18 protein-coding genes are annotated in these 23,740 nt (G+C 69.1%); 12 read left to right on the top strand and 6 right to left on the bottom strand.

Translation table 11 applies throughout. The features are described from left to right. On the top strand, nt 1-732 hold the full coding sequence (locus tag ACEXHE_RS07045; RefSeq protein ID WP_091693670.1) for a 4'-phosphopantetheinyl transferase superfamily protein: 732 nt from the start codon (nt 1-3) through the stop codon (nt 730-732). On the opposite strand, the gene ACEXHE_RS07050 is transcribed toward ACEXHE_RS07045, so the two are convergent. The 3 genes from ACEXHE_RS07050 to ACEXHE_RS07060 all read right to left on the bottom strand — a co-directional run bounded on the left by ACEXHE_RS07050 (nt 719) and on the right by ACEXHE_RS07060 (nt 7,309). After that, nucleotides 719-2,170, bottom strand: a complete 1,452-nt coding sequence (locus ACEXHE_RS07050; RefSeq protein ID WP_374785225.1) for a M1 family metallopeptidase — start codon at nt 2,168-2,170, stop codon at nt 719-721. The two genes, ACEXHE_RS07045 and ACEXHE_RS07050, sit on opposite strands and share 14 nt — an antisense overlap. Then, a complete protein-coding gene (locus ACEXHE_RS07055) occupies nt 2,167-6,252 on the bottom strand; it encodes a Pls/PosA family non-ribosomal peptide synthetase (RefSeq protein WP_374785226.1) in 4,086 nt (1,361 codons plus the stop codon). The genes ACEXHE_RS07050 and ACEXHE_RS07055 overlap by 4 nt, the downstream gene beginning before the upstream one ends. Nucleotides 6,253-6,322: 70 nt before the next feature. Continuing rightward, the gene (locus ACEXHE_RS07060; RefSeq protein ID WP_374785227.1) at nt 6,323-7,309 is read right to left on the bottom strand and encodes a quinone oxidoreductase; all 987 of its coding nucleotides are present in this window, start codon (nt 7,307-7,309) and stop codon (nt 6,323-6,325) included. A gap of 77 nt (nt 7,310-7,386) precedes the next feature. Between ACEXHE_RS07060 and argC the strand changes: the two genes are divergently transcribed. From argC to ACEXHE_RS07090, 6 genes are read left to right on the top strand one after another with little or no spacing between them, the layout of a single operon-like run. Continuing rightward, nucleotides 7,387-8,427, top strand: coding sequence for an N-acetyl-gamma-glutamyl-phosphate reductase (gene argC / locus ACEXHE_RS07065; RefSeq protein WP_374785228.1), 1,041 nt, complete (start codon nt 7,387-7,389; stop codon nt 8,425-8,427). Then, complete coding sequence (argJ, locus tag ACEXHE_RS07070; protein ID WP_374785229.1) at nt 8,424-9,584, top strand: bifunctional glutamate N-acetyltransferase/amino-acid acetyltransferase ArgJ; 1,161 nt, start codon at nt 8,424-8,426, stop codon at nt 9,582-9,584. The genes argC and argJ overlap by 4 nt, the downstream gene beginning before the upstream one ends. Before the next feature lie 13 nt (nt 9,585-9,597). Further along, nucleotides 9,598-10,503, top strand: coding sequence for an acetylglutamate kinase (gene argB, locus ACEXHE_RS07075; protein ID WP_277245259.1), 906 nt, complete (start codon nt 9,598-9,600; stop codon nt 10,501-10,503). After that, nucleotides 10,500-11,843: an acetylornithine transaminase gene (locus tag ACEXHE_RS07080; RefSeq protein ID WP_374785230.1), complete on the top strand. Its 1,344-nt coding sequence runs from the start codon at nt 10,500-10,502 to the stop codon at nt 11,841-11,843. Before argB ends, ACEXHE_RS07080 begins: the two co-directional genes overlap by 4 nt. Beyond that, the gene (gene argF / locus ACEXHE_RS07085; RefSeq protein ID WP_374785231.1) at nt 11,840-12,829 is read left to right on the top strand and encodes an ornithine carbamoyltransferase; all 990 of its coding nucleotides are present in this window, start codon (nt 11,840-11,842) and stop codon (nt 12,827-12,829) included. Before ACEXHE_RS07080 ends, argF begins: the two co-directional genes overlap by 4 nt. Continuing rightward, complete coding sequence (locus tag ACEXHE_RS07090) at nt 12,826-13,323, top strand: arginine repressor (protein ID WP_374785232.1); 498 nt, start codon at nt 12,826-12,828, stop codon at nt 13,321-13,323. Before argF ends, ACEXHE_RS07090 begins: the two co-directional genes overlap by 4 nt. A 91-nt stretch (nt 13,324-13,414) precedes the next feature. Here ACEXHE_RS07090 and ACEXHE_RS07095 read toward each other — a convergent pair whose 3' ends face one another. The 3 genes from ACEXHE_RS07095 to ACEXHE_RS07105 all read right to left on the bottom strand — a co-directional run bounded on the left by ACEXHE_RS07095 (nt 13,415) and on the right by ACEXHE_RS07105 (nt 15,798). Next, complete coding sequence (locus tag ACEXHE_RS07095; protein WP_277245262.1) at nt 13,415-14,119, bottom strand: hypothetical protein; 705 nt, start codon at nt 14,117-14,119, stop codon at nt 13,415-13,417. Nucleotides 14,120-14,283: 164 nt separating this feature from the next. Next, complete coding sequence (gene rpf / locus ACEXHE_RS07100; RefSeq protein WP_374785233.1) at nt 14,284-15,030, bottom strand: resuscitation-promoting factor Rpf; 747 nt, start codon at nt 15,028-15,030, stop codon at nt 14,284-14,286. A gap of 348 nt (nt 15,031-15,378) precedes the next feature. Beyond that, nucleotides 15,379-15,798: an ankyrin repeat domain-containing protein gene (locus ACEXHE_RS07105; RefSeq protein WP_356967625.1), complete on the bottom strand. Its 420-nt coding sequence runs from the start codon at nt 15,796-15,798 to the stop codon at nt 15,379-15,381. A gap of 135 nt (nt 15,799-15,933) precedes the next feature. On the opposite strand from ACEXHE_RS07105, the gene ACEXHE_RS07110 reads away from it, so the two are divergent. The 5 genes from ACEXHE_RS07110 (at nt 15,934) to tyrS (ending at nt 23,268) form a co-directional block, all read left to right on the top strand. Then, nucleotides 15,934-17,196 carry an argininosuccinate synthase gene (locus ACEXHE_RS07110; RefSeq protein ID WP_091693710.1) on the top strand — a complete coding sequence of 421 codons (1,263 nt, stop codon included), beginning with the start codon at nt 15,934-15,936 and terminating at the stop codon, nt 17,194-17,196. A 63-nt stretch (nt 17,197-17,259) separates the two neighbouring features. Beyond that, entirely contained in the window at nt 17,260-18,747 is a 1,488-nt protein-coding gene (argH, locus tag ACEXHE_RS07115; protein WP_374785234.1) for an argininosuccinate lyase, read from the top strand. A 35-nt stretch (nt 18,748-18,782) separates the two neighbouring features. Continuing rightward, nucleotides 18,783-19,436: a DNA-3-methyladenine glycosylase gene (locus ACEXHE_RS07120; protein ID WP_277245996.1), complete on the top strand. Its 654-nt coding sequence runs from the start codon at nt 18,783-18,785 to the stop codon at nt 19,434-19,436. A gap of 135 nt (nt 19,437-19,571) precedes the next feature. Then, nucleotides 19,572-21,842: a HelD family protein gene (locus ACEXHE_RS07125; RefSeq protein WP_374785235.1), complete on the top strand. Its 2,271-nt coding sequence runs from the start codon at nt 19,572-19,574 to the stop codon at nt 21,840-21,842. A gap of 76 nt (nt 21,843-21,918) precedes the next feature. Then, nucleotides 21,919-23,268 carry a tyrosine--tRNA ligase gene (tyrS, locus tag ACEXHE_RS07130; RefSeq protein WP_374785236.1) on the top strand — a complete coding sequence of 450 codons (1,350 nt, stop codon included), beginning with the start codon at nt 21,919-21,921 and terminating at the stop codon, nt 23,266-23,268. Nucleotides 23,269-23,740: the final 472 nt, after the last annotated feature.

Consider the following 23,740-nt stretch of genomic DNA (forward strand, 5'->3'; position numbering starts at 1 on the left):
ATGAGTGCGGACCGGCACCATCGCCACGAGCAGAAGGACGGAGCCTCCACGCCGGGGGCTCCGTCCTGGCATGTGGTCCTGACCGGCCCCCGCACCCCGGACCAGCGCCGTGAGGCGCTCGACTTCCTGGCCGTCTCGCGGGGGTTCCGCCCGGGCACCTGGGACGCGGTCCACCAGTGCCCGGAGTGCGGCAGCGACCAGCACGGCACCCCCTCGCTGCGGCTGACCTCCCTGGCGCGCAGGCGCCACGGCACCGGCCTTCCCGACGACGCCACACCGGTTCCCTGCGTCAGCTTCAGCCGGGCCGGTGGCTGGCTGGCCACGGCGTGGCTGGAACCGGACGCGGCTCAGACCGGCTGGCGCATCGGAGTGGACATCGAGGTGGTCACCGGCCCAGCCTTCGCCACTGCAGACGGACTGGGCCCGGCGGAGAGTTCGGTGGGGTTCTCCGGTGCCGAGCAGCAGGCTGTGGCGGGGCTGCCCGAAGGCCAGCAGGCGGCCGTCCGCGCCACCCTCTGGGCCGTCAAGGAGGCCGTGGTCAAGGCACTGGGCACCGGATTCCGGGCCGACCCCTCCGAGTTGACGGTGGCCCGGACCGACCCTGCCACGGGCGGACTCAGACTCGAGGTCCCCGATCACCCGGAGGCCGTGGTGGTGCTGGGCACCGACTGGCCCGGTGGGGAGCTGCCGGAAGGCCAGGTCGGAGCGGTCGTCCTGCTCAGCGTGGGCTGAGGTCCTCCGGGAAGCCGGGCAGGGCCTTCACGAACAGCCAGGGGTGCATGACCTCGCGGACCCGCCCCTCCGGGATGCCTGCCGTGGAGAGGAAACGCTCGGCAAAGGACAGGAACATCTCCGTGTCCACACTGCCGTGCAGATGTTCCTGCACCCAGGCCCGCAACAGGGCGTCGAACAGCTCGGCACCCACCGTGCACCGCAGAGCGTACAGGGCCAGGGCGCCACGCTTGTAGATCCGATCGTCGAACATCAGCTGGGCACCGGGGTCGGTCAGCACCAGGTCCTGGGGCTTGGCGGCCAGTCCGCGCCAGGCGGTCTGCGCCTGCTCCCGGAGCGTGGCATGGGCCGAGTCGGCACTCCAGACCCATTCGCTGTAGCAGGCGAAGCCCTCGTGCAGCCAGATGTCCTTCCACTGCCGTACGGTCAGGGCATTGCCGAACCACTGGTGCGCCAGTTCGTGGGCGATCAGCCGCTCCGAGGCCCACGTCCCGTCCAGATGATTGGCCCCGAAGATGGACAGCGAAGCCGACTCCAGGGGGATCTCCAAGGCGTCATCGGTCACCACCGCCGTGTACCGCTCATAGGGGTAGGGACCGTAGTGCCGCTCGAAGCAGGCCATCATCTCGTTCTGCAGGGCCAGCGCCCCCTGGGCCTGGCGCTTGAGCGCCGGGCTGACCGCCATGAACACCGGTGAGGCGACCTGACGCTGGGGCGTGAGGGGCCGTCGTCGGGACCCGGCGGAGAGCTCGGTGAGCTGGTACCGGCCGATCTGGACCGTGGCCAGGTACGCCGGGACCGGAGCGGTGAGCTCCCAGTCCCACTGCTCGCGCGAGGAGCGGCGCCGGTGACCGGACGGAACCCCGTTGCACACCGCCAGGTAGCCCGCGTCGGTGGTGATGCTGAAGCGGTAGGTGGACTTCACCGAGGGGTGGTCCACGCATGGGAACCAGGTGCTGGCGCCGTTGGGCTGGGCGGCCACCAGGACGCCGTCGGTCAGCTCCTCCCAGCCGACCTCACCCCAGGTGCCCCGGCGGAAGGTGGGGGTGCCGGAGTAGGGGATCTCCAGGTCCAGGTCCGTCCCGGCCGGCAGCTCCGTGGAGAGCTCGATCACCAGTCGATCCCGTCGCTTGACGGCCTTCTGGACCCGCACGGTGCCCGCTGAGGAACGGGCGGTGACCGTCCCGGGACGCAGCGGGGTGTGCAGATCCAGCTCGATCCGCCGCGTGGCGTGCTGGACGGTGCCGTGCAGCAGGGCCCGCCCGGAGATCCGATTGGCGGCCAGCTTGACCTCCACGTCCAGCTCATAGTGACGCACCGTGTAGTCCGGTGTGCCGTTGCCCGGGGTGTAGGGGTCCGGCAGGGCGGGGGAGTGGCCGTGCGAGCCGTGGGTGGCGGGTCCGGCGGTGGTGCCGGCGCTGGCGCTGCGGGGAGTCATGGTCTCACCTGTTCCTGTTGCTCCTGCTCCTTCTGTTCTCGTCTCTCCAGGCGTTCGATCGCCGCCTGGCGTCCCTTCACCTTGGGCCCCTTCCAGGGTCCTACCGGGTTGCCGATCCACCAGGAGTGGGGCGGGACGAACTCGCCGCGCATCACCAGGGACCCGGCGCCCACGGTGCCGGACTCGCCGATCCCGGCGACCGGCAGGATCACCGAGTTGGGGCCGAGCGTGGAACCCGGTTCCAGCACCACGGTGTCCAGGGACATCACGCGGTCGTGGAAGAGGTGGGTCTGGACCACGCAGCCACGGTTGACCGTGGAGGAGTCGCCCAGGTGGACCAGATCGGCCTCCGGCAGCCAGTAGGACTCGCACCACACGCCGTGGCCGATCTGCGCTCCCAGCGCCCTGAGCCACCACACCAGGGACGGCGTGCCGGAGGCGGCGCGGCCGAACCAGGGTGCAGAGACCATCTCGATGAAGGTGTCCACCACCTCGTTGCGCCAGATGAACGAGCTCCACAGCGGGTGCTCCCCGGGCTGGATGCGTCCCATCAGCAGCTTCTTGGCCACCACGGAGGACCCGGCGGCCACCGCTCCGGCCACCATCAGCACGGCACCGCCGAGCAGGGCGGCCAGCCACCAGCCTCCCGGATCCGCACCGACGCCGGGGTCACCGGACGGACCGGAAGAGCCGCCGCCGAGCTGCGCCAGCCCGTCCAGGGCCAGCGCCACACCCAGGGCGATCACCACGGAGACCCACACGGGCACCATGCGCAGGCACTCCCAGGCGGTGCGCGCCCGCTTCAGATGGGCCGGCGGGGCGTAGGTCAGGGCATCGTCCGCGTCCACCTCGGTCCGGCGCAGGCGCACCGGGGGTGAGCCCAGCCAGGAGGACCCGGCCTTGGACTTCTTGGGGGCGGCCGAGAGCACCGCCACCAGGGAGTTCTTGGAGACCTTGCGTCCGGCCGCGACCATGCCGGAGTTGCCCACGAACGAGCGCTTGCCGACCTTGACCTCGTCCACGTACATCCAGCCGCCCGCCAGAGAGTAGGAGCCGACCATGGTGTCATCAGCCAGGAACGCGCCGTCACCGATCTCGGTCAACGAGGGCTGCAGGATCACGGTGGAGGCCTCCACGTTCTGACCCACGCGAGCACCAAGCCAGCGCAGCCAGACCGGGGTGAACCGGCCGGCGTAGAGCGGGAAGAGCAGGTCCCGGGCGGTGTCCAGGATGCGTTCGGTGGCCCAGACCTGCCAGCCCACCCGGGACCGCACGGCGTGGTAGCCGGGGGTGACCCCCACCGCGAGCAGCCGGACTGCAGTGACCGTGAAGGCCATATTGGCCCCGAACCACACCAGCGCCATCAGCGGGGAGACCAGCAGCAGGCGCCAGGCCGAACCGAACAGGGTGCCCGGGGCGGTGCTCAGGGCCGGATCGGCGGACCAGTCCGGCCACCAGGTCAGAGACCACAGTCCCACCAGGGCGGCCAGCACTGCGGCCAGCACCGGAAGCAGGGCCAGCACGCCCGAGCCCAGTCCGGAGAGCACCAGCCAGCCAGTGGCCTTCGGCGGGGCGATGTTCGGTCCCTCGGCCTTGGCCTTGCCGCGGCGCTTCACGGGGGAGCCGGCGTAGTCCACGCCGGACTTGGTCTTGCCGGTCACGGTGGAGCCGGGTTGGATGATGGTACCGTCCTCGATGCTGGCGCCGGGCATCAGGGTGGAGCGGGACCCGACGACGGCCCCCTCACCGATGCTGACGGGCCCGATGTGCACCACGTCGCCGTCGATCCAGTAGCCGGACAGGTCCACTTCCGGCTCCACCGAGGAATGGTCGCCCAGCTCCAGCAGACCCGTGACGGGAGGCACTGAGTGCAGATCCACTCCGGTCCCGATTCGGGCGCCGAGCAGACGCGCATAGGTGGGGACCCACAGGGCGCTGCCCAGGGACACGGGGTCCACCAGGTCGGCGATGTGCTGGGCCAGCCAGAGCCGCAGATGGACCTTCCCCGAGCGCGGATAGGAGCCGGGCCCCACGTCCTTGAGCAGCAGCCGCGCGGCGGCCACGGAGAGCAGCATCCGACCGGGAGGGGAGACGAAGACCAGCCACCCGGCCAGCACCCACCACCAGGAGACCGTGGGAGCTTCCGGCAGGATGCCCCAGGCGGCGGCCAGATTGGACGCGGCGGAGAGATAGACCACCCAGCGCATCGCCACCAGGATGAACAGCGGAATGCCCATCAGGGTCTGGAACACCTGGGCCTTGCGAGCGGTGCGGACCACCGGGCGTGGCTCCACCGGCTCCTGCGGCTGGCCAGTCCCGTCGGCCGTGTCGCCCGTGACCGCCTCCACCAGGGCGCCGGCGCGCGGGTGGGCGTACACGTCCCGCACCGTCACCATGGGGTGGCGGGTGCGCAGCCGGGAGACCAGCTGGGCCGCGGCCAGTGAGCCGCCGCCGGAGGAGAAGAAGTCGCTGTCCAGATCTGCCGGTGGTGCGCCGAGCACATCGCGCCATTGGGCGAGCACCCACCCACCGGGCGTGTCCTCGGGAAGGGGCAGGCCGCCGTCGGGATCTGCCGTGCCGGAACCCCCGCCCATGCCGGGCAGGGGCCAGGGCAGGGCGTCGCGGTCCACCTTGCCGGACGTCTTGGTGGGCAGGGTCTCGACGACGGCCAGGCGCGGCACCAGCGCGGCCGGCAGCACGCGCTCCAGCTCGGCCCGCAACGCCGTCAGGTCCGGCTCGGGGGAGCCCTCCGGCACTCCGAGGTAGCCCACCAGCAGCTGGGTGCCGGCCGGGGTGGTCTTCACCGCCGCGGCACCGCCGGCCACCCCGGGCAGGGCCTGCAGGGCGGTGTCCACCTCGCCGAGCTCGATCCGGCGTCCACCGAGCTTGACCTGCTCATCGGCACGGCCGACGAACAGCAGGCCCTCGGGGTCATAGACCACCAGGTCGCCCGAGCGGTAGGCCCGCTCCCACCCCAGGGAGGGGAACGGGGCGTACTTCTCCGCGTCCTTGGCCGGGTCCAGGTACCGGGCCAGCCCCACACCGCCGATGATCAGCTCGCCGGTGGCCCCCTGCTCGACCGGGATCCCGGTGGCCGGGTCCACCACGGCCAGGTCCCAGCCGTCCAGAGGCAGCCCGATCCGGATGGGTCCGATCCCGTCCATCGGGGCCGCGCAGGCCACCACGGTGGCCTCAGTGGGGCCGTAGGTGTTCCACAGCTCACGGTCCTCCTCGGCCAGGCGCGCGGCGAGCTCCGGAGGGCAGGCTTCGCCGCCGAAGATCAGCAGACGCACGTTCTCCAGGGCCTCCGGGGGCCACAGGGCGGCCAGGGTGGGGACGGTGGAGACCACATTGACCGACCGGGAGACCAGCCAGGGCCCCAGGTCCATGCCCGAGCGGACCAGGGAGCGGGGGGCTGGGACCAGGCAGGCGCCGTGCCGCCAGGCCAGCCACATCTCCTCACAGGAGGCGTCGAACGCCACGGAGAGCCCGGCCAGCACCCGGTCTCCCGGGCCCAACGGCTCCTGTTGGAGGAAGATCCGGGCCTCGGCGTCCACGAATGCAGCCGCGTTGCGGTGGGTCACCGCCACGCCCTTGGGGGTGCCGGTGGAGCCGGAGGTGAAGATGATCCAGGCGTCGTCCTCCGGTGCGGGCGGACGCGGCGAGGGATGGGGAGCGGGACGGCGCTGGCCCGTGCGGATCTTCCCCTCGCTCTCCAGCACGCCGGCCACCCGAGCCTCGGTGAACACCAACCTGGCCCGCTCGTCCGGGTCATCGGCGTCCACGGGGACATAGGCCGCGCCGACGTACAGGGTGGCGAGGATGGAGACGTAGAGCTCCACCGTGCCGGAGCGGATCCTGATGCCGATCCGATCCCCGGCCCCGAGCCCGCGCAGATGCAGCGTGCGGGCGGTGGCCTTGACCTCGTCCAGCAGCTCGGCGTAGGAGAGCACCGTCTCGCCGTCATCCAGCGCAGGGGCCTCCGGGTGCTGTTCGGCGCTGGCGGTGAGGATGTCGATCAGGGTCCGCGCCGGTGGGGCGAGGTGGGAGGCCGGGAACTGGGGAAGGTGGGGAGCGCTCACGACGATGTCAGTCCTGCTTTCGATGACCACGCTGACCGGGCACGGTGTCCGATCTCCACCTGTCAGTATCTCAGGGAACCAGCAGCACCTTGCCTGTGGTCTTCCTCTCCTCCAGATCGGCGTGGGCCCGTCCGGCCTCGGCCAAGGGGTGCTGCGCGCCGATCCTCAGGTCCAGGGTCCCGGCGGCGATCGCCTCGAACAGCTCCCCGGCCCGCCATGCCGTCTCGTCGGCAGTGCGGGTGTAGAACGCCAGTGACGGCCGGGTCACGTAGAGGGCGCCGGCCCCGTTGAGGCGTTGCAGGTCGAACGGCGGCACCTGGCCGGAGGAGCCTCCGAACAGTACCAGGGTCCCGCGGACGCGCAGGGACTCCAGTGAGGCGTCGAAGGTGTCCTTGCCGACGCCGTCATAGACCACGTCCACACCCTGGCCATCGGTCAGCTCGCGCACCTTCTCGGCGAAGCCCTCGTACTCCAGCACGTGGGCGGCGCCGGCCTGACGGGAGAGTTCGCGCTTGGCCTCGGTCGAGGCAGTGGTGATGACGGTGGCCCCCAGGGAGACGCAGAGCTGGGTCAGCAGCAGGCCCACCCCGCCGGCGCCCGCGTGGATCAGCACCGTGTGGTCCGGCCCCACCTCCACGGTGGAACGGCACAGGTAGTGCGCGGTCATGCCCTGCAGTGGGACGGCTGCGGCCTGCTGCAGGTCCATCTGCTCCGGAACGGGCAGCAGCTGCTCGGCCGGTGCCACGAAGTGCTCGGCGTAGGTGCCCGTTCCGGCGGCGGTGGCCACCCGGTCGCCCACCTCCACGCCCTCCACGCCTTCGCCCAGTGCCACCACGGTGCCCGATCCCTCTGAGCCCGGCGTGAACGGGTAGTCCACGTCATACACCCCGGAGCGCTGGTAGGTCTCGATGAAGTTCAGTCCGGCCGCCGCGGTGCGCACCAGGACCTGTCCGGGGCCGGGCTGGGGAGCGGGCACCTCGGACCAGGTCAGTCCGTCCGGCCCGCCAGGCTGGTCGATCGTCACGGCGTGATGGGTCTGCGGGAGGTTCTCGGTCATGGGTCCACTGTAGTCGCCACCGGGTCTCACTATGCATAAATATTCCAACCACTGCATGAATGCCGTAGGATGGCGGCATGAGCATCACAGTCGCCGTCTCAGGAGCCAGCGGATACGCCGGGGGTGAGGTGCTGCGCCTGCTCACCGCCCACCCGGACGTGACCATCGGTGCCATCACCGCCCACTCCAACGCCGGCGAGCGCCTGGGGGCACTGCAGCCGCACCTGCACTCCTTGGCGGACCGTGTCCTTCAGGACACCACCGCCGAGGCCCTCGCCGGGCACGACGTGGTCTTCCTGGCCCTGCCCCACGGAGCCAGCGGCGCCCTGGCCGCCCAGATCGCCGAACGCTCGCCGGACACCCTGGTGATCGATGCCGGCGCTGACCATCGGCTCGAGTCCGCCGAGGCCTGGGAGCGGTTCTACGGCACCGACCATGCCGGCACCTGGCCCTATGGCCTGCCGGAGCTGCCGGGCCAGCGCGAACGGCTGGCCGGTGCCCGCCGCATCGCCGTCCCCGGCTGCTACCCGACGACGGCCCTGCTGGCCTTGACGCCGGGGTTCTCGGCAGGCGTGCTGGAACCGCAGGACGTGGTGATCGTGGCCGCCTCCGGCACCTCCGGGGCCGGCAAGTCGGTCAAGCCCCACCTGCTCGGCAGTGAGGTGATGGGCGGGATGAGCCCTTACGGTGTCGGCGGAGGACACCGCCACACCCCGGAGATCGAGCAGGGCCTGAGTCAGGCCGCCGGCCAGCCGGTGACGATCTCCTTCACCCCCACCCTGGCGCCGATGGCACGGGGGATCCTGGCCACGGCCACCGCTCGGTACGTTCCCGGAACGGACCCGGTTGCGATCCGTCAGGCCTGGCAGGACGCCTACGCCCAGGAGGAGTTCGTCCATCTGCTGCCGGAGGGACAGTGGCCCACCACCAAGGCCGTGCTCGGCTCAAACCACGTGGTGATGCAGCTGGCCGTGGACGAGCACGCCGGCCGGGTGATCGTCACTGCCGCGCTGGACAACCTCACCAAGGGCACCGCCGGCGGAGCCATCCAGTCCATGAACATCGCCCTCGGCCTGTCAGAGCAGGCCGGGCTGACCCAGCAAGGAACCGCACCATGAGCGTCACCGTGCCCCAGGGATTCCGGGCCTCCGGAACCACCGCAGGACTGAAGGACTCCGGCAAGCCGGATGTGGCCGTCGTCGTGAACGATGGTCCGGACCGCCATGCGGCCGCCGTGTTCACCACCAACCGGGTGGCCGCCGCCCCCGTGCTGTGGTCACGTCAGGTGCTCACCGACGGGCGCGTGGACGCCGTGGTGCTCAACTCCGGAGGAGCCAACGCGGCCACCGGTCACCCCGGCTTCCAGGACACCCACGCCACCGCCGAACATGCCGCGCAGCAGCTGGGCGTCTCCGCGGGGGATGTCGTGGTGTGCTCCACTGGACTGATCGGTCTGCCGCTGCCCATGGAGAGGCTGCTGCCGGGGGTGAGTGACGCCGTCGGGAAGCTCAGCGCGGACGGTGGGGCGGACGCGGCCGAGGCCATCATGACCACGGACACCGTGCCGAAGACCTCCGAGCACCAGGGGCCGGGCTACACGATCGGCGCAATGGCCAAGGGTGCCGGCATGCTGGCCCCCGGCATGGCCACCATGCTCTGTGTGATCACCACCGACGCCGTGGTGGCGCCGCAACAGCTGGACGCCGCTCTGCGGGAGGCCGTGCGGACCACCTTGAACCGCGCGGACTCGGATGGCTGCATGTCCACCAACGACACCGTGGTCCTGATGTCCTCCGGCGCCTCCGGGACCGCTCCGGAGCCGGCGGAGTTCCAGGAGGGGCTGCGTGCCGTGTGCGAGGACCTGGCGCGGCAGCTGATCGCGGACGCTGAAGGCGCTGCGCACGAGATCACCATCCGCGTGGTCAGCGCCAGCACCGAGGAGGCCGCCGAGGCCGTGGCCAGGGCGGTGTCCCGCTCGAACCTGTTCAAGACCGCCGTGTTCGGCCAGGATCCCAACTGGGGCAGGGTCATCTCCGCCGTGGGGACCGTCCCGGAGGACGTGGCTCCCTTCGACGCCTACGCGATCGACGTGACCTTCAACGGGATCCAGGTCTGCCGGGCTGCCGTAGTGGGGGAGGACCGGAACCTGGTGGACCTGTCCGGGCGCGAGGTCACCGTGGAGATCGACCTGCACGCCGGTGACGCCGAGGCGACCATCTGGACCAACGACCTCACGCACGACTACGTGCATGAGAACTCGGCCTACTCCAGCTGAGCGAGAGGAACCCATGATCGAGCACACGCGCGCCACGGCGAAGGCCGAAGTCCTGATCGAGGCCCTGCCGTGGATCCAGCGGTTCGCCGGGACCACCATGGTGATCAAGTACGGCGGCAACGCCATGGTCTCGGAGGAGCTGCGCCAGGCCTTCGCCGAGGACATCGTCTTCCTGCACCACTGCGGCATCCACCCCGTGGTGGTGCACGGCGGGGGACCCCAGATCAACACCATGCTGGACCGACTGGGCATCGCCTCCGAGTTCCAGGGCGGACTGCGGGTCACCACCGAGGAGGCCATGGACGTGGTGCGGATGGTGCTGACCGGGCAGGTCGGGCGTGAGCTCGTGGGCCTGATCAACTCCCACGGACCCTACGCCGTGGGACTCTCCGGCGAGGACGCAGCCCTGTTCCAGGCTGAGCGCACCGGGACCGAGGTGGACGGGGTGGCCGTGGACCTGGGACTGGTGGGCGAGGTGACCGGGGTGAACCCCGCCGCCATCCGTGACCTGGTGGACAACGGACGCATCCCCGTGGTCTCCTCGGTGGCCCCGGAGGTGGATGCGGACGGACAGCCCACCGGATCGGTGCTCAACGTCAACGCGGACACCGCCGCCGCAGCTCTGGCCGCCGCCATCGGAGCGTCCAAGCTCGTGGTGCTCACGGACGTGGAGGGGCTGTATGCGAACTGGCCGGATCGTGACTCACTGGTCTCCTCCATCACGGCTGACCGGCTGCGGGAGCTGTTGCCCACCCTGCAGTCCGGGATGATCCCCAAGATGTCAGCGTGTCTGCACGCCGTGGATCGCGGAGTCCCGCAGGCCCACATCGTGGACGGCCGCGCCCCGCACTCGATGCTGCTGGAGGTCTTCACCACCGCCGGTGTGGGCACCCAGGTGCTTCCGGAGGAGCAGTCATGAACGACTCAACCGCTGTCAACGCAGTCACCCCGGACTCCACGGGGGCCGACCTGCTGGACCGCTACCGGGCGTCCCTCACGGGGGTGTTCGGTCAGCCCTCACGGGTCCTGGTCCGGGGCGAGGGCGCCACCGTCTGGGACGCGGACGGCCAGGCCTACACCGACCTGTTGGCCGGGATCGCCGTGAACGTGCTGGGCCATGCCCACCCTCGGCTGGTCCAGGCGGTCACCGAGCAGCTGGGCACGTTGGGTCACATCTCCAACCTGTTCACCTCGCCGCCGCAGATCGCCCTGGCCGAACGCCTGCTCGAGCTGGCTCAGGCGCCGGCCGGATCCACCGTGTTCTTCGCCAACTCCGGGACGGAGGCCAACGAGGCGGTGTTCAAGCTGGCCCGGCGGCATGGCGGGGAGGACCCCAGCGGACGTCGCACCCGGATCCTGGCGCTGGAGCACAGTTTCCACGGCCGGACCATGGGCGCGCTGGCACTGACCTTCAAGGAGCAGTACCGCAGGCCCTTCGAGCCCCTGCCGGGCGGCGTGGAGCACCTGCCCGCCGGGGACCCGGACGCGCTGACCCGGGCCATGGACGAGACGGTGGCCGCCGTGGTCATCGAGCCGGTCCAGGGCGAGTCGGGGGTGCACGGATGGCCCGCCGGCTACCTGCAGGGCGCACGGGATCTGTGCGATCGTCACGGGTCACTGCTGATCTTCGACGAGGTGCAGTCAGGCATGGGCCGCACCGGCACCTGGTTCGCCCATCAGAACCCGGCCGTCACCGGTCAGGATGCCCCGGTCCTGCCGGACGCCATGACCCTGGCCAAGGGGCTGGGCGGGGGCGTCCCGATCGGCGCGCTGATCAGCTTCGGCCCCCACGTCTCCGGGCTGCTCACCCCCGGCCAGCACGGGACCACCTTCGGCGGCAATCCTCTGGCCACCGCCGCCGGACTGGCCGTGATCGAGACCATCGAGGCCGAGCATCTGCTCACCCATGCGCAGATGCTCGGCGCCCACCTGGCAGGGCAGCTTCGCGTACTGCCGGAGGTCCGCGCGGTGCGCCAGTACGGCCTGCTGATCGGCATCGAGCTCGCCGTGCCAGCAGACCGGCACAGCATTCCCGACGGCGGCCTGGCACCTTCCGTGGTCAGGTGCGGCGTGGAGCACGGCTGGATCCTCAACGCCACGGGGCCGCAGACCCTGCGGCTCGCACCGCCGCTGATCCTCTCCCGCGATGAGGCGGAGCGATTCGTCCAGGAGCTGCCGGAGCTGGTGCGTGAAGCACTCGCGGGCTCACCCTCATCGCCCGCCCCGACCGACTCTCACCGACAGGACCGGACACCGTGAACTCCACACCGAACTCTGGAAGCACCCCCATCCGCCACTTCCTGGTGGACACCGACCTGACACCCGCCGAGCAGTCCCAGGTGTTGGACCTGGCGGAGCAGATGAAGGCCGACCGCTGGCTGCACCGGCCGCTGGCCGGACCGCAGACCGGCATCGTGTTCTTCGACAAGACCTCCACGCGCACCCGGGTGTCCTTCGCCGCCGGCATCGCTGACCTGGGTGGGCAGCCGCTGATCGTCAACCCCGGTGAGTCCCAACTGGGGCACAAGGAGACGATCTCGGACACGGCCCGGGTCCTGGAGCGGATGGTCTCCCTGATCATCTGGCGCACCTATGCCCAGTCGGGCCTGGAGGAGATGGCCCAGCACGCGCGGGTCCCTGTCATCAACGCCCTGTCGGATGACTATCACCCCTGCCAGCTGCTGGCGGACCTGCTGACCATCCGGGAGCACAAGGGCCGGACTGAGGGCCTGACCATGACGTACCTGGGCGACGCCGCCAACAACATGGCCAACTCGTATCTGTTGGCCGGCGTGACTGCCGGGATGCACGTGCGCATCGCCGGGCCGGCTGGCTACCTGCCCGCCGAGTCCGTGGTGTCCGCTGCACAGGAACGGGCCGGCGAGACCGGCGGGTCAGTGCTGATCACCGAGGACTCCACGGAGGCACTCACCGGAGCGGACGTCGTCGTGACCGACACCTGGATCTCCATGGGGCAGGAAGAGGAGAAGGAAGAGCGCCAGGTCCTCTTCAAGCACTATGCGGTCGATGAGGCTGCCATGGCCCTGGCAGCGCCGGACGCGATCTTCTTGCACTGCCTGCCCGCCTACCGCGGACTGGAGGTGGCAGCCGAGGTCATCGACGGCCCGCAGTCCGTGGTGTTCGACGAGGCCGAGAACCGGCTGCACGCGCAGAAGGCACTCATGGCCTGGCTGTTGTACCGCTCCGGGCTCGCTGTCCCACCGGAGGCAGGTGACGGTCGATGACCGTGCCCTCGACCAAGACAGCCCGCCAGGCGGCCATCCGTGAAGTGCTGGACTCCGGAGAGATCCACAGCCAGGGGCAGTTGCTGGAGGTCCTGCAGGAGCGGGGCGTCTCGGTGACCCAGGGGACGCTCTCGCGTGATCTCGTGGAGATCGGCGCCTCACGTGTACGTTCGGAGGCAGGGCAACTGGTGTATGCGGTGCCCCCGGAAGGGCCGGTGGGCCAGGAGTCCTCCACCTACCGGACCTCCGAGAGCGCACTGTCCCGATTGGCTGGCCTGTGCCGGGACCTGCTCATCTCTGCCGAGGCCAGCGCCAACCTGGTCATCCTGCGCACCCCGCCGGGTGCGGCTCAGTTCCTGGCCAGCGCGGTGGACCAGGCGCGGATGGGCGATGTGCTGGGCACCATCGCCGGTGATGACACCATCATGGTCGTGGCACGAGCGCCTGACGGCGGGGCGGCGGTGGCCGGGACCTTCCTGGAACTGGCCGGGTGAGGCGACCACAGTACACAGACATGACGACGGCGGGCACCCCAGCTGGGTGCCCGCCGTCGGCGGTTCTGGTGCCGGCTGGACCGGCGGAGCATCACATGCCCGGGATGGAGAAGATCTCCTCATCGGCAGGCATCTCGAACGGCTCGACGGCGTTCCACTCGGAGAAGTCGATGGCCCCGATGCCGGAGTCCTCGGAGTCACCCTGGCTCTCGATGCGGACGAGCTGGTTGTCCTTGTTGATCATCACCACGATCGGATCCCCGGAGTCCTTGTCGGTGCCGGTGTACTTGTAGACCTGCTGGCCGTTGTGCTCGACCTCCTCCGAGGTGTACTCGGTGTCAGCGAACTCATCGGCCTCGGGGCTCTCATCACGGAAGCCCTCGTAGAACGAGGACATGTTCATTCCGATGTCAGCAGGGGATTCGATCCACTTGTCGCCGGCCATCTCCTGCATGGCGGCGGCACCCTGCTGCTCCCAGAAGGCGGCGTCCGGCTTGATGTAGGTGAACTCCTTGTTGCCCACCAGCTCCATGGAGATGCCGTCTGCGGTGACCTTGCCTCCGAACGAGGAGTCGTCGGTCTGTCCGGCCATGTCCAGGCTGACATTCTGGCCGTTCTGATCCATCTCACCCACGATCTTCACCGACGAGGCATTCTGGATGCCCTCGCGCACCTCCGGCCAGACCTCCTCGAGCTTGGGCACGGAGGAGCCGCAGGCGGACAGTGCCAGTGCGGTGACGGTGCCCAGGGCAGTGATGCCGGCCAGGCGGCGGGTGCGAACAGCGGTGATGGTCATGAATCCCCTCTGACTTTCATGTTCAGTGTGTTGTTCGGTGGTCGGAATCAGCCTAACGGGAACCTGCTCGATAACGACAACGCGCCGGATGGGGAGAACTCCCCATCCGGCGCGCCGGGTGTGTGGCTATGCCGCGCGGCAGTGCACGGCGGCAGTGCCGATGATCAGTTGGCCGGCAGGTGCAGGGTCTGGCCGACGAAGATCAGGTGCGGGTTGGCCACGGTGTCCTTGTTGGCACCGTGCAGGACCTGCCAGCCGCCCTCGATGTTGTGGGCCTCAGCCAGCTTCGACAGGGTGTCGCCGGGCTTGACGGTGATGGTCTCACCGGAGCGCTCCACGGTGGGGGACACCACGGCTGCACGCTTCGGGGCGGCCTGCTGGACCGGGGCAGCCTTCTTGACCGGGGCGGCCTGCTGGACAGGAACGGCCTTCTTGACCGGGGCGGCCTGCTGGACCGGGGCAGCCTTCTGCACCGGAGCGGCCTTCTGCACAGGAGCAGTCTTCTTGACCTGTGCGGTGCGCTCGATCGGAGCGGTGGTCACCTTGGTCTGAGCGGGCTTGCCGTACAGGCCCAGCTTGGCCGAGCATGCGGGCCAGGCGCCCCAGCCCTGGCCGGCCAGGGTGTTCTCGGCAACGCGGATCTGCTCAGCCTTGGAGGCGTGGTGCGGCATGCCCGAGCCGCCGAAGGCGCGCCAGGTGGACAGCGAGAACTGCAGACCGCCGTAGTAGCTGTTGCCGGTGTTGATGGACCAGTTGCCGGAGGACTCGCACTGTGCCAGGGCGTCCCAGGTGGAGGTCGGTGCGGCGGTGGCGGGGGTGGCCACGGCGGCCAGGCCTGCGCCGGCCAGGGCGACGCCGGCGAGGCCAGCGGCGGAGCGGCGGACGATGGTCTTGTTCGCGGTGTGCTTCATGAGACGTAGTTGGTTTCGGCCCACCTCTGCTCGAGCCGTCCCCGGCCGTCCGTGCAGCACCGTCCGCCGTCCGTGAAGAAGTACACGGCGCAGAACTCCCGGGGGACGGTGCAGGTGGGGGAGTTCCGCAGACACCCTAGATCACGAAAAGATCACAAAGCGGGTGCGGGAACAGTGAATAACATCGAGCAGGTCACGTCAAGCGGGATCGGTGCCACTCGACGAGCCGTACGCCGTTCAGTGACGTGCATCACTTCGTGTCATCCGCGTGATCTCGCCGTAATCGTTCCGTGATCTTTCGACGCTGGGAGATTTCTGTGAATCGGATCACACCACTGCTGGCGTGGGTCATTCCGAGGATTCCGGGCGGTGGTCCAGCAGGGCGCGCATGGCGTCCAGACCGAACATCTCGACGACGGCCCGGGGGCTCTGAGCGCCGGCGTCCGGATCGGCACCTGCCTCCAGGAGGGCGCGGGTGGACCGCTCGTCCTGGACGAAGACGGCGCAGGTCAGCGCGGACTGCCCGCGAGCGTTCACCCGGTGCACATCCGCTCCGCGCTTCAGCAGCTCGAGCACCAGGTCCGGGTGCCCGTTGTAGGTCGCCAGGATGAGCAGGGTGTCGCCCTTGTGGTCGGTGAGGTCCACGGGGATGCCCTGGTCGATGACGGAGGTCACCTCGTCGGTGCGCCCGTCGCGGGCCATGTCGAAGACGGAGTTCAGGAACTCGATCTGCTCATCGGTCAGCGGGGGAGGTGTCTGCTCGCTCATGTCTTCAGCGTAGGGCAGGGGGTCGCTTCCGTCTGCATAAATATGTAGAGTGTTGCATAGACACGCTCTGACAGACCGTGGTGACCGCCGAACCGACCGGATGGACACCCCGCCCCATGTATGCAGGAGGCAGCAATGACAGCTACACCCACCACCAAGGAACGGATCGTCCTGGCCTACTCGGGCGGACTGGACACCTCCGTGGCCATCGGCTGGATCGCCGAGGCTACCGGTGCTGAGGTCATCGCGGTGGCCGTGGACGTGGGACAGGGTGGTGAGTCACTGGAGACAGTGCGTCAGCGCGCACTGGACTGCGGTGCGGTCGAGGCCTATGTCGCCGACGCGCGCGACGAGTTCGCCGAGCAGTACTGCATGCCCACGCTCAAGGCGAACGGCCTGTACATGGACGCGTACCCGTTGGTCTCGGCGATCTCTCGTCCGGTGATCGTGCGCCACCTGGTCGCCGCCGCACGCCAGTTCGGTGCCTCCACCGTCTCCCACGGCTGCACCGGGAAGGGCAACGACCAGGTCCGTTTCGAGGTCGGCATCCAGACGTTGGGCCCGGACCTGAAGTGCATCGCCCCGGTTCGCGACCTGGCGCTGACCCGGGACAAGGCGATCGACTATGCCGAGCGCAACAACCTCCCCATCGCCACCACGAAGAAGAACCCCTTCTCCATCGACCAGAACGTCTGGGGCCGTGCTGTGGAGACCGGATTCCTGGAGGACATCTGGAACGGCCCCACCAAGGACGTGTACGACTACACCGATGACCCGGCCTTCCCGCCGGCGCCGGACGTGGTGACCATCACCTTCGACCAGGGCGTGCCCACGGCACTGGATGGCCGCTCTCTGTCGCCGCTGCAGATCATCGAAGAGCTGAACCGCCGTGCCGGCGTGCAGGGGATCGGCCGGATCGACATCGTCGAGGACCGCCTGGTCGGCATCAAGTCCCGGGAGATCTACGAGGCTCCGGGCGCCATGGCCCTGATGGCCGCGCACCGCGAGCTGGAGAACATCACGCTGGAGCGGGAGCAGGCCAGGTTCAAGAAGACCGTGGACCAGCGCTGGACCGAGCTGGTGTACGACGGCCAGTGGTTCTCGCCGCTGAAGAAGAACCTGGATGCGTTCATCGACGAGTCCCAGAAGTACGTCTCGGGCGACATCCGCATGGAGCTGCACGGCGGCCGTGCGACCGTCCAGGGACGCCGTTCGGACACGTCGCTGTACGACTTCAACCTGGCCACCTACGACACCGGCGATGCCTTCGACCAGTCCTCGGCCCGTGGCTTCATCGACATCTTCGGCTTGTCCTCCAAGGTCGCCACCGAGCGCGATCAGCGGGTGCAGGGCCTGGAGTCGCTGGACGACGTCGCACCCCTGTCCCGGCAGGACTGAGCCCGGCGGCCCAGACGCAGCACGGCAGCAGGCACGGAGAGCAGGAACGGGAGAGAGCACCGCATGAGCAACCACGACGACGCCACCCACCAGAGTGCCCCGAGGCACGGTACGAATGAGGGCTCGCTGTGGGGCGGTCGGTTCGCCGGCGGTCCGGCGGACGCCCTGGCGGCGCTGAGCAAGTCCACGGACTTCGACTGGCGCCTGGCCAGGTACGACATCGCCGGATCGCGGGCCCACGCCCGGGTCCTGCACGCCGCCGGCCTGCTGGATGAGCAGGAGCTGTCCGGGATGCTGCGCGCTCTGGACCGGCTCGAGGCCGATGTGGTCTCGGGGGCCTACGTGGCCGCCGAGTCCGATGAAGACGTCCATGGCTCCCTGGAACGGGGACTGATCGAGCGTGCAGGCCCCGAGCTCGGCGGGAAGCTGCGTGCAGGGCGGTCACGCAACGACCAGATCGCCACCCTGGGACGAATGTTCCTGCGTGACCACGCACGGCTGATCGCCGCCGGACTGGTGGACACCGTGGATGCCCTGATCGGCCAGGCCGAAGCTCACCCGTACGCGCCCATGCCCGGACGCACCCACCTCCAGCACGCCCAGCCCGTGCTGCTGAGCCATCACCTGTTGGCGCATGCCTGGGCGTTCGTGCGGGACCTGCAGCGCTTCGTCGACTGGGACCGGCGCGCGGCGGTCTCGCCCTACGGCTCCGGGGCACTCGCCGGGTCCTCGCTGGGCCTGGATCCCAACGCCGTGGCCGCGGACCTGGGGTTCGACTCGGCGGCCTGGAACTCGATCGACGGCACGGCCTCGCGTGACGTCTACGCAGAGTTCGCCTGGGTGGCCTCCATGACCGGGGTGGACCTGTCCCGGATCAGCGAGGAGATCATCTTCTGGGCCACCAAGGAGGCCTCGTTCGTCACCCTGGATGATGCCTACTCCACGGGATCCTCGATCATGCCGCAGAAGAAGAATCCGGATGTGGCGGAACTGGCGCGTGGCAAGGCGGGGCGGCTGATCGGAGATCTCACCGGGCTGCTGGCCACCCTCAAGGGACTGCCGCTGGCCTACAACCGGGACCTGCAGGAGGACAAGGAGCCGGTGTTCGACGCCGCGGACACCTTGGAGCTGCTGCTGCCGGCGGTGTCAGGGATGATCGCCACCCTGCGCTTCAACACCGAACGGATGGCCGAACTGGCCCCGCAGGGCTTCGCGCTGGCCACGGACATCGCCGAGTGGCTGGTCCGGCAGGGGGTTCCCTTCCGGGAGGCCCACGAGCTCTCCGGCGAGGCCGTCAAGGTGGCCGAGTCCCGGGGCGTGGAGCTCTGGGACCTCAGCGACGATGACTACTCCGCCATCTCGCCCCACCTGACACCCGAGGTCCGCACGGTCCTGTCCACGGAGGGGTCGCTGAACTCGCGCAGCTCGCAGGGCGGCACCGCGCCGGAAGCAGTCCAGGCCCAGCTGGCCGAACTCCAGCAGCAGCTGGCGCCCCTGCGTGACTACGCCTCGGCGCCTCCGCTCCTGGGTGAGGTCCCCGCAGGACAGTGAATGCCGACGCTGCTGGGGCAGACCGTCCCCAGTGGATGCAGACCCTGGAGCGAGGCGCGCTTCACGCCGCCCCACTGCTGCTCGGTGCCACGCTCTCGGTGGCCCGCAGCGGTCAGCTGGTCACGGTCCGGATCACCGAGGTCGAGGCCTACGAAGGCGAACGCGACCCTGGGTCACATGCCTACCGTGGGCAGACCGCGCGCAACGCCACCATGTTCGGCCCGGCGGGGCATCTGTACTGCTACTTCACCTACGGCATGCACTGGTGCGCCAACATCGTCTGCGGGACCCCAGGGACCAGCTCGGCGGTCCTGCTGCGCGCCGGCGAGGTGACCGCGGGAGTGGACGCCGCCGTCGGGCGCCGTGGTGCCCTCCCGGGCCCCAAGCTGGCCTCAGGTCCGGCACGGCTGGCCCAGGCGTTGGGCCTGGGCGCCGGGGACGACGGCACCGTCCTGCTCTCAGGCCCGGCTCCCTCGCTCACCGAGGGCGTTCCGGTCCCGGACGGAGTGTGGCTGAGCGGAGTCCGTTCCCGACGACGGCCAGGCACCTTGACCGGGCCCCGCACCGGAGTCTCCGGTGCGGGAGGGAGCGGCGAGTTCCCCTGGCGGTTCTGGCACCCGGGGGAGCCCAGCGTCTCTCCCTACCGGGCGGCAGCTGCGCGGCGCCGTCCCGGAACCGTCCAGAGCTGACCTTCGTAACGTCCGGTTCACCGAGGTCGCTGTACCATGGATGGTCATTCGTACCGGCGGTCCAAGACCTCTCCAGCAGAGGGGGATGTGGAGCGTCGGCGTCCGAACCGAGGGTGAGCCGAGGGCACGCTGAGCATGACTGATGTGGTTCCTGTCCAACACGACGACCTGGAGCATGAGCGTGCGTACGTCGCCGGGCTCTACGCCCGGCTGGACGAGCTGCGTGCTGAGAAGGAGCAGCAGCTGGCACGCGTCCGGAAGTCTGGCGCGCAGGGGTCGTTGCAGAACATGTCCGAGCGGGACGCCTTCGCCTCTCTCTACGAGGACCGTCTGGCACAGCTCTATGCGGTGGACGACCGGCTGGTGTTCGGCCGATTGGACCTGGACAGCGGGGATGAACGGTACATCGGCCGCATCGGTCTGACCGATGAGGACCAGCACCGGCTGATGGTGGACTGGCGTGCACCGGAGGCGGGCGCGTTCTATCAGGCCACCGCGCACCAGCGCCTGGGCGTACGGCTGCGCCGGCACCTGATGCTGCGAGGGCGCACCGTCGTGGACCTCGAGGACGACATCCTGGACGCCACTCTGCTGGAGGACGGCGCTCATCAGACCCACGGCTCCGGGGCCCTGCTGGCTGCCGTGACCGCCAAGCGAACGGGACGGATGGGTGACATCGTCGCCACCATCCAGTCCGAGCAGGACGCCATCATCCGGTCACCCCTCAAGGGCGTGCTGGTGGTCCAGGGCGGTCCGGGCACGGGCAAGACCGCCGTGGCACTGCACCGGGCCGCGTACCTGCTGTACACCCACCGGGACCGGCTGAAGTCGGCCGGCGTGCTGCTCGTGGGCCCGTCGCAGTCCTTCATGCGGTACATCGACCGTGTGCTGCCGTCTCTGGGGGAGACCGGCGTGGTCATGTCCTCGCTGGGTCGGCTGATGCCCGGGGTGAAGGCGGTGGCCGAGCATGACCGCCGGGTGGCCGAGATCAAGGGGCGGTTGGAGATGGCACAGATCATCGCGGCCGCCGTTGCCGGTCGGCAGCGCCTGCCCCAGGGCAAGCGTCGGATGATGGTCGGCGGGACGCCTCTGACGCTGCGTCCGAACCAGGTCAAGCGCGCCAGGGACCGAGCCCGCGCCACCGGCAAGCCGCACAACGAGGCCCGGGCCACCTTTGTCAAGATCCTGTTGCGCGAACTGACCGATCAGCTGCGCGAGGAGCTGGAGGCCTCATCCGGCACTGGCAATACGGCTGATCGGTCCTATCTGGCCGAGGACGTGCGCAGTGCACGCGATGTGCGGGTGGCCCTGAACCTGTGCTGGATGCCCCTGACACCCCAGAAGCTGCTCTCGGACTTGTTCGCTCGGCCGGACCTGTTGGCCGCCGCGGCACCGCAGCTGACGCAGGCCGAACGGTCCCTGCTGATCCGTGACGCGGATGCCCCGTGGACCGAGGCCGACGTGCCGCTGCTGGACGAGGCCGCCGAGCTGTTGGGTGATCTGGACCCCAGCGCTGAGCGGACCCAGGCCGCGCTGGAGGCTCAGCGCAAGCGGGACCTGGCCAATGCTGAGGCCACCCTGCAGAACGTCAACGCCGCGCTGGAGGAGATCGGCGTCGACGGTTCCATCACCGCTGAAGAGCTGATGGAGGCCAACCAGGCCACTGAACGGTGGGTCTCGGCGGCCGAACGTGCCTCCACTGATCGCACCTGGACCTACGGCCATGTGGTGGTGGATGAGGCCCAAGAGCTCTCACCCATGCAATGGCGCCTGCTGTTCCGGCGCTGCCCGATGAAGTCCTTCACGATCGTCGGGGACATCGCTCAGGCCTCGTCGGCTGCCGGAGCCGCTTCGTGGCGGTCAGCGTTGGAGCCGTTCACCGGGTCCCGCTACGAGCTGGTGGAGCTCACCGTCAACTACCGGACCCCGTCGCGGATCACCACTCTGGCGGCACAGGTCGCCCAGGCTGCTGGACTGCGGGTCTCCACTCCACAGGCGGTGCGTGAGGGCGAGTGGGAGCCGATCATCCGGTGCCTGGCGGAGTCGGAACTGGAGAATGGCCTGGCTGACGGGGTTCGGGAGGACCTGGGACGCATCGATGGGGGACTGCTGGCCGTGATCGTCCCTCGTGGTCGTGAGGTCGCGGTGGCCACCCTGCTCACGAGCACGTACGGAGAACGGGTGGGCTCAGGCAGCGGGGGAGCGGGGCAGGACATCGTCGTCACCACTGCGGCTGAGGCCAAGGGGCTGGAGTTCGACGCCGTGGTGATCGTGGACCCTGTCGTTCTGGTGGAGGAGGCGGGCGGGCTGGTCGGTGACCTCTATGTGGCCATGACACGGGCCACGCAGACCTTGCGCGTACTGTCCACAGGTGGCCTGCCTGACGGGCTGACCCCCACCGAGTGATCTCTGCCCAAAGGCACCTGTGCAACACCCCGTCCATAAGGCGGAATCCGGCTCGGACGCCTGATAGGTTCGCTTCGTGACCACCGTTTCTGATGCCTCGACCTCCAGCCCGGTGAACCCGGTGTTGGCCACCCAGTCCAATGACCCGTCCTTCGCCAACATCTGGCAGGAGCTCAAGTGGCGCGGACTGGTCCATGTCTCCACGGACGAGCAGGCTCTCGAGGAGCTGCTCGCTGGTGACCCGGTCACGTATTACTGCGGCTTCGATCCCACCGCCCCGTCCCTGCACCTGGGCAACCTGGTCCAGATCCTGGTGCTGCGTCGGCTTCAGCTGGCCGGCCACCGTCCTCTGGGGCTGGTCGGGGGTTCCACCGGTCTGATCGGCGATCCGAAGGAGACCGCCGAGCGGGTGCTCAACCCCAAGGAGAGGGTGAACGAGTGGGTCGGCTACCTGCGCGGCCAGATCGAGCGCTTCCTCTCCTTCGAAGGCGACAATGCAGCGCGCATGGTCAACAACCTGGACTGGACCGCCCCGATGAGTGCACTGGACTTCCTGCGGGAGGTCGGCAAGTACTACCGAGTGGGCACCATGATCAAGAAGGAGGCGGTCGCCAAACGGCTGAACTCGGACGAGGGCATCTCCTACACCGAATTCTCCTACCAGGTGCTGCAGGGGATGGACTTCCTGAACCTGTACCGCGAGCACGGGTGCATCCTGCAGACCGGTGGATCGGACCAGTGGGGCAATCTGACCTCTGGCACGGACCTGATCCGCAAGGTGGAGGGCGTCGCTGCCCACGCCATCGGTACACCGCTGATCACCAATGCGGACGGCACCAAGTTCGGCAAGTCGGAGGGCAACGCCATCTGGTTGGATCCGAAGCTGTGCTCGCCGTACACGTTCTACCAGTTCTGGCTCAACAGCTCGGATGAGGACGTGGTCGCCCGGCTCAAGGTCTTCACCTTCCTGCACCGGGACCGGATCGAAGAGCTGGCGGCCAAGGTCGAGGCTGAGCCGTTCCGGCGCGAGGCCCAGAAGACGCTGGCCTGGGAGGTCACCTCCCTGGTGCACGGCGAAGATGCCACGCAGAAGGTGGTCGACGCATCGGCAGCCATCTTCGGCGGCGGAGACCTGGCCGGCATCGACGAGTCCACCTTGGCCTCAGCCACGGCGGAACTCCCGACGGCGGCCCCGGGATTGGGTGCAGCCGGCCCCGTCGGCATCGTGGATCTGCTGGTCGCCACGAAGCTGGCCACCTCCAACTCGGATGCTCGCCGCACGGTGGGGGAGGGCGGCGCGTCGGTGAACAACATCAAGGTCAGTGACGTCGAGGCGACCTTCGGACCAGACCAGGCGCTGCACGGCCGGTACCTGTTGGTCCGCAGAGGCAAGAAGAAGATGGCCATGGTCGACCTCCAGAGGTGACCAGCACCACACGGAAAGATCTGCGGTGACCTCCACCTCTGCGCACGGTGGCAGCGCGCGGCAGCACAGCCCGAAGAGGGTCGGCATCATCGCAAGAACCGCGAGATTCCGGCCCTCTTCGGCACTCCGGCCACCTCACTGTCGCCCCTGACCGGACGCATCCGACAGAGCCGGACGGCCGATTTGGCACCCTCCGAACAGTGTGTGTATAGTTTCTCGAGTCGCCAGCCGCGGAAGCGGGAACATCGGCGGCCAACCCCGAACTGAGAATTCAGACCCTGGACTGTCGCGCTCACAAGTGCTACGGTAAGGGGCCGGTCGAGGATCGGGACAGACCACAACTTCATGGAAATCAACGGTTCAGCCGATTTGACAGCCACGAAGAACACGGTCTAAGATTGAAAATCGCTGGATAACGAAAAACGAGAAAACAGCTCGAAGAAATCGAGAATCTCGGGAAGAGTTATCACAA

This window comes from Micrococcus sp. IITD107 (assembly GCF_041927415.1).
Taxonomy (GTDB): domain Bacteria; phylum Actinomycetota; class Actinomycetes; order Actinomycetales; family Micrococcaceae; genus Citricoccus; species Citricoccus terreus.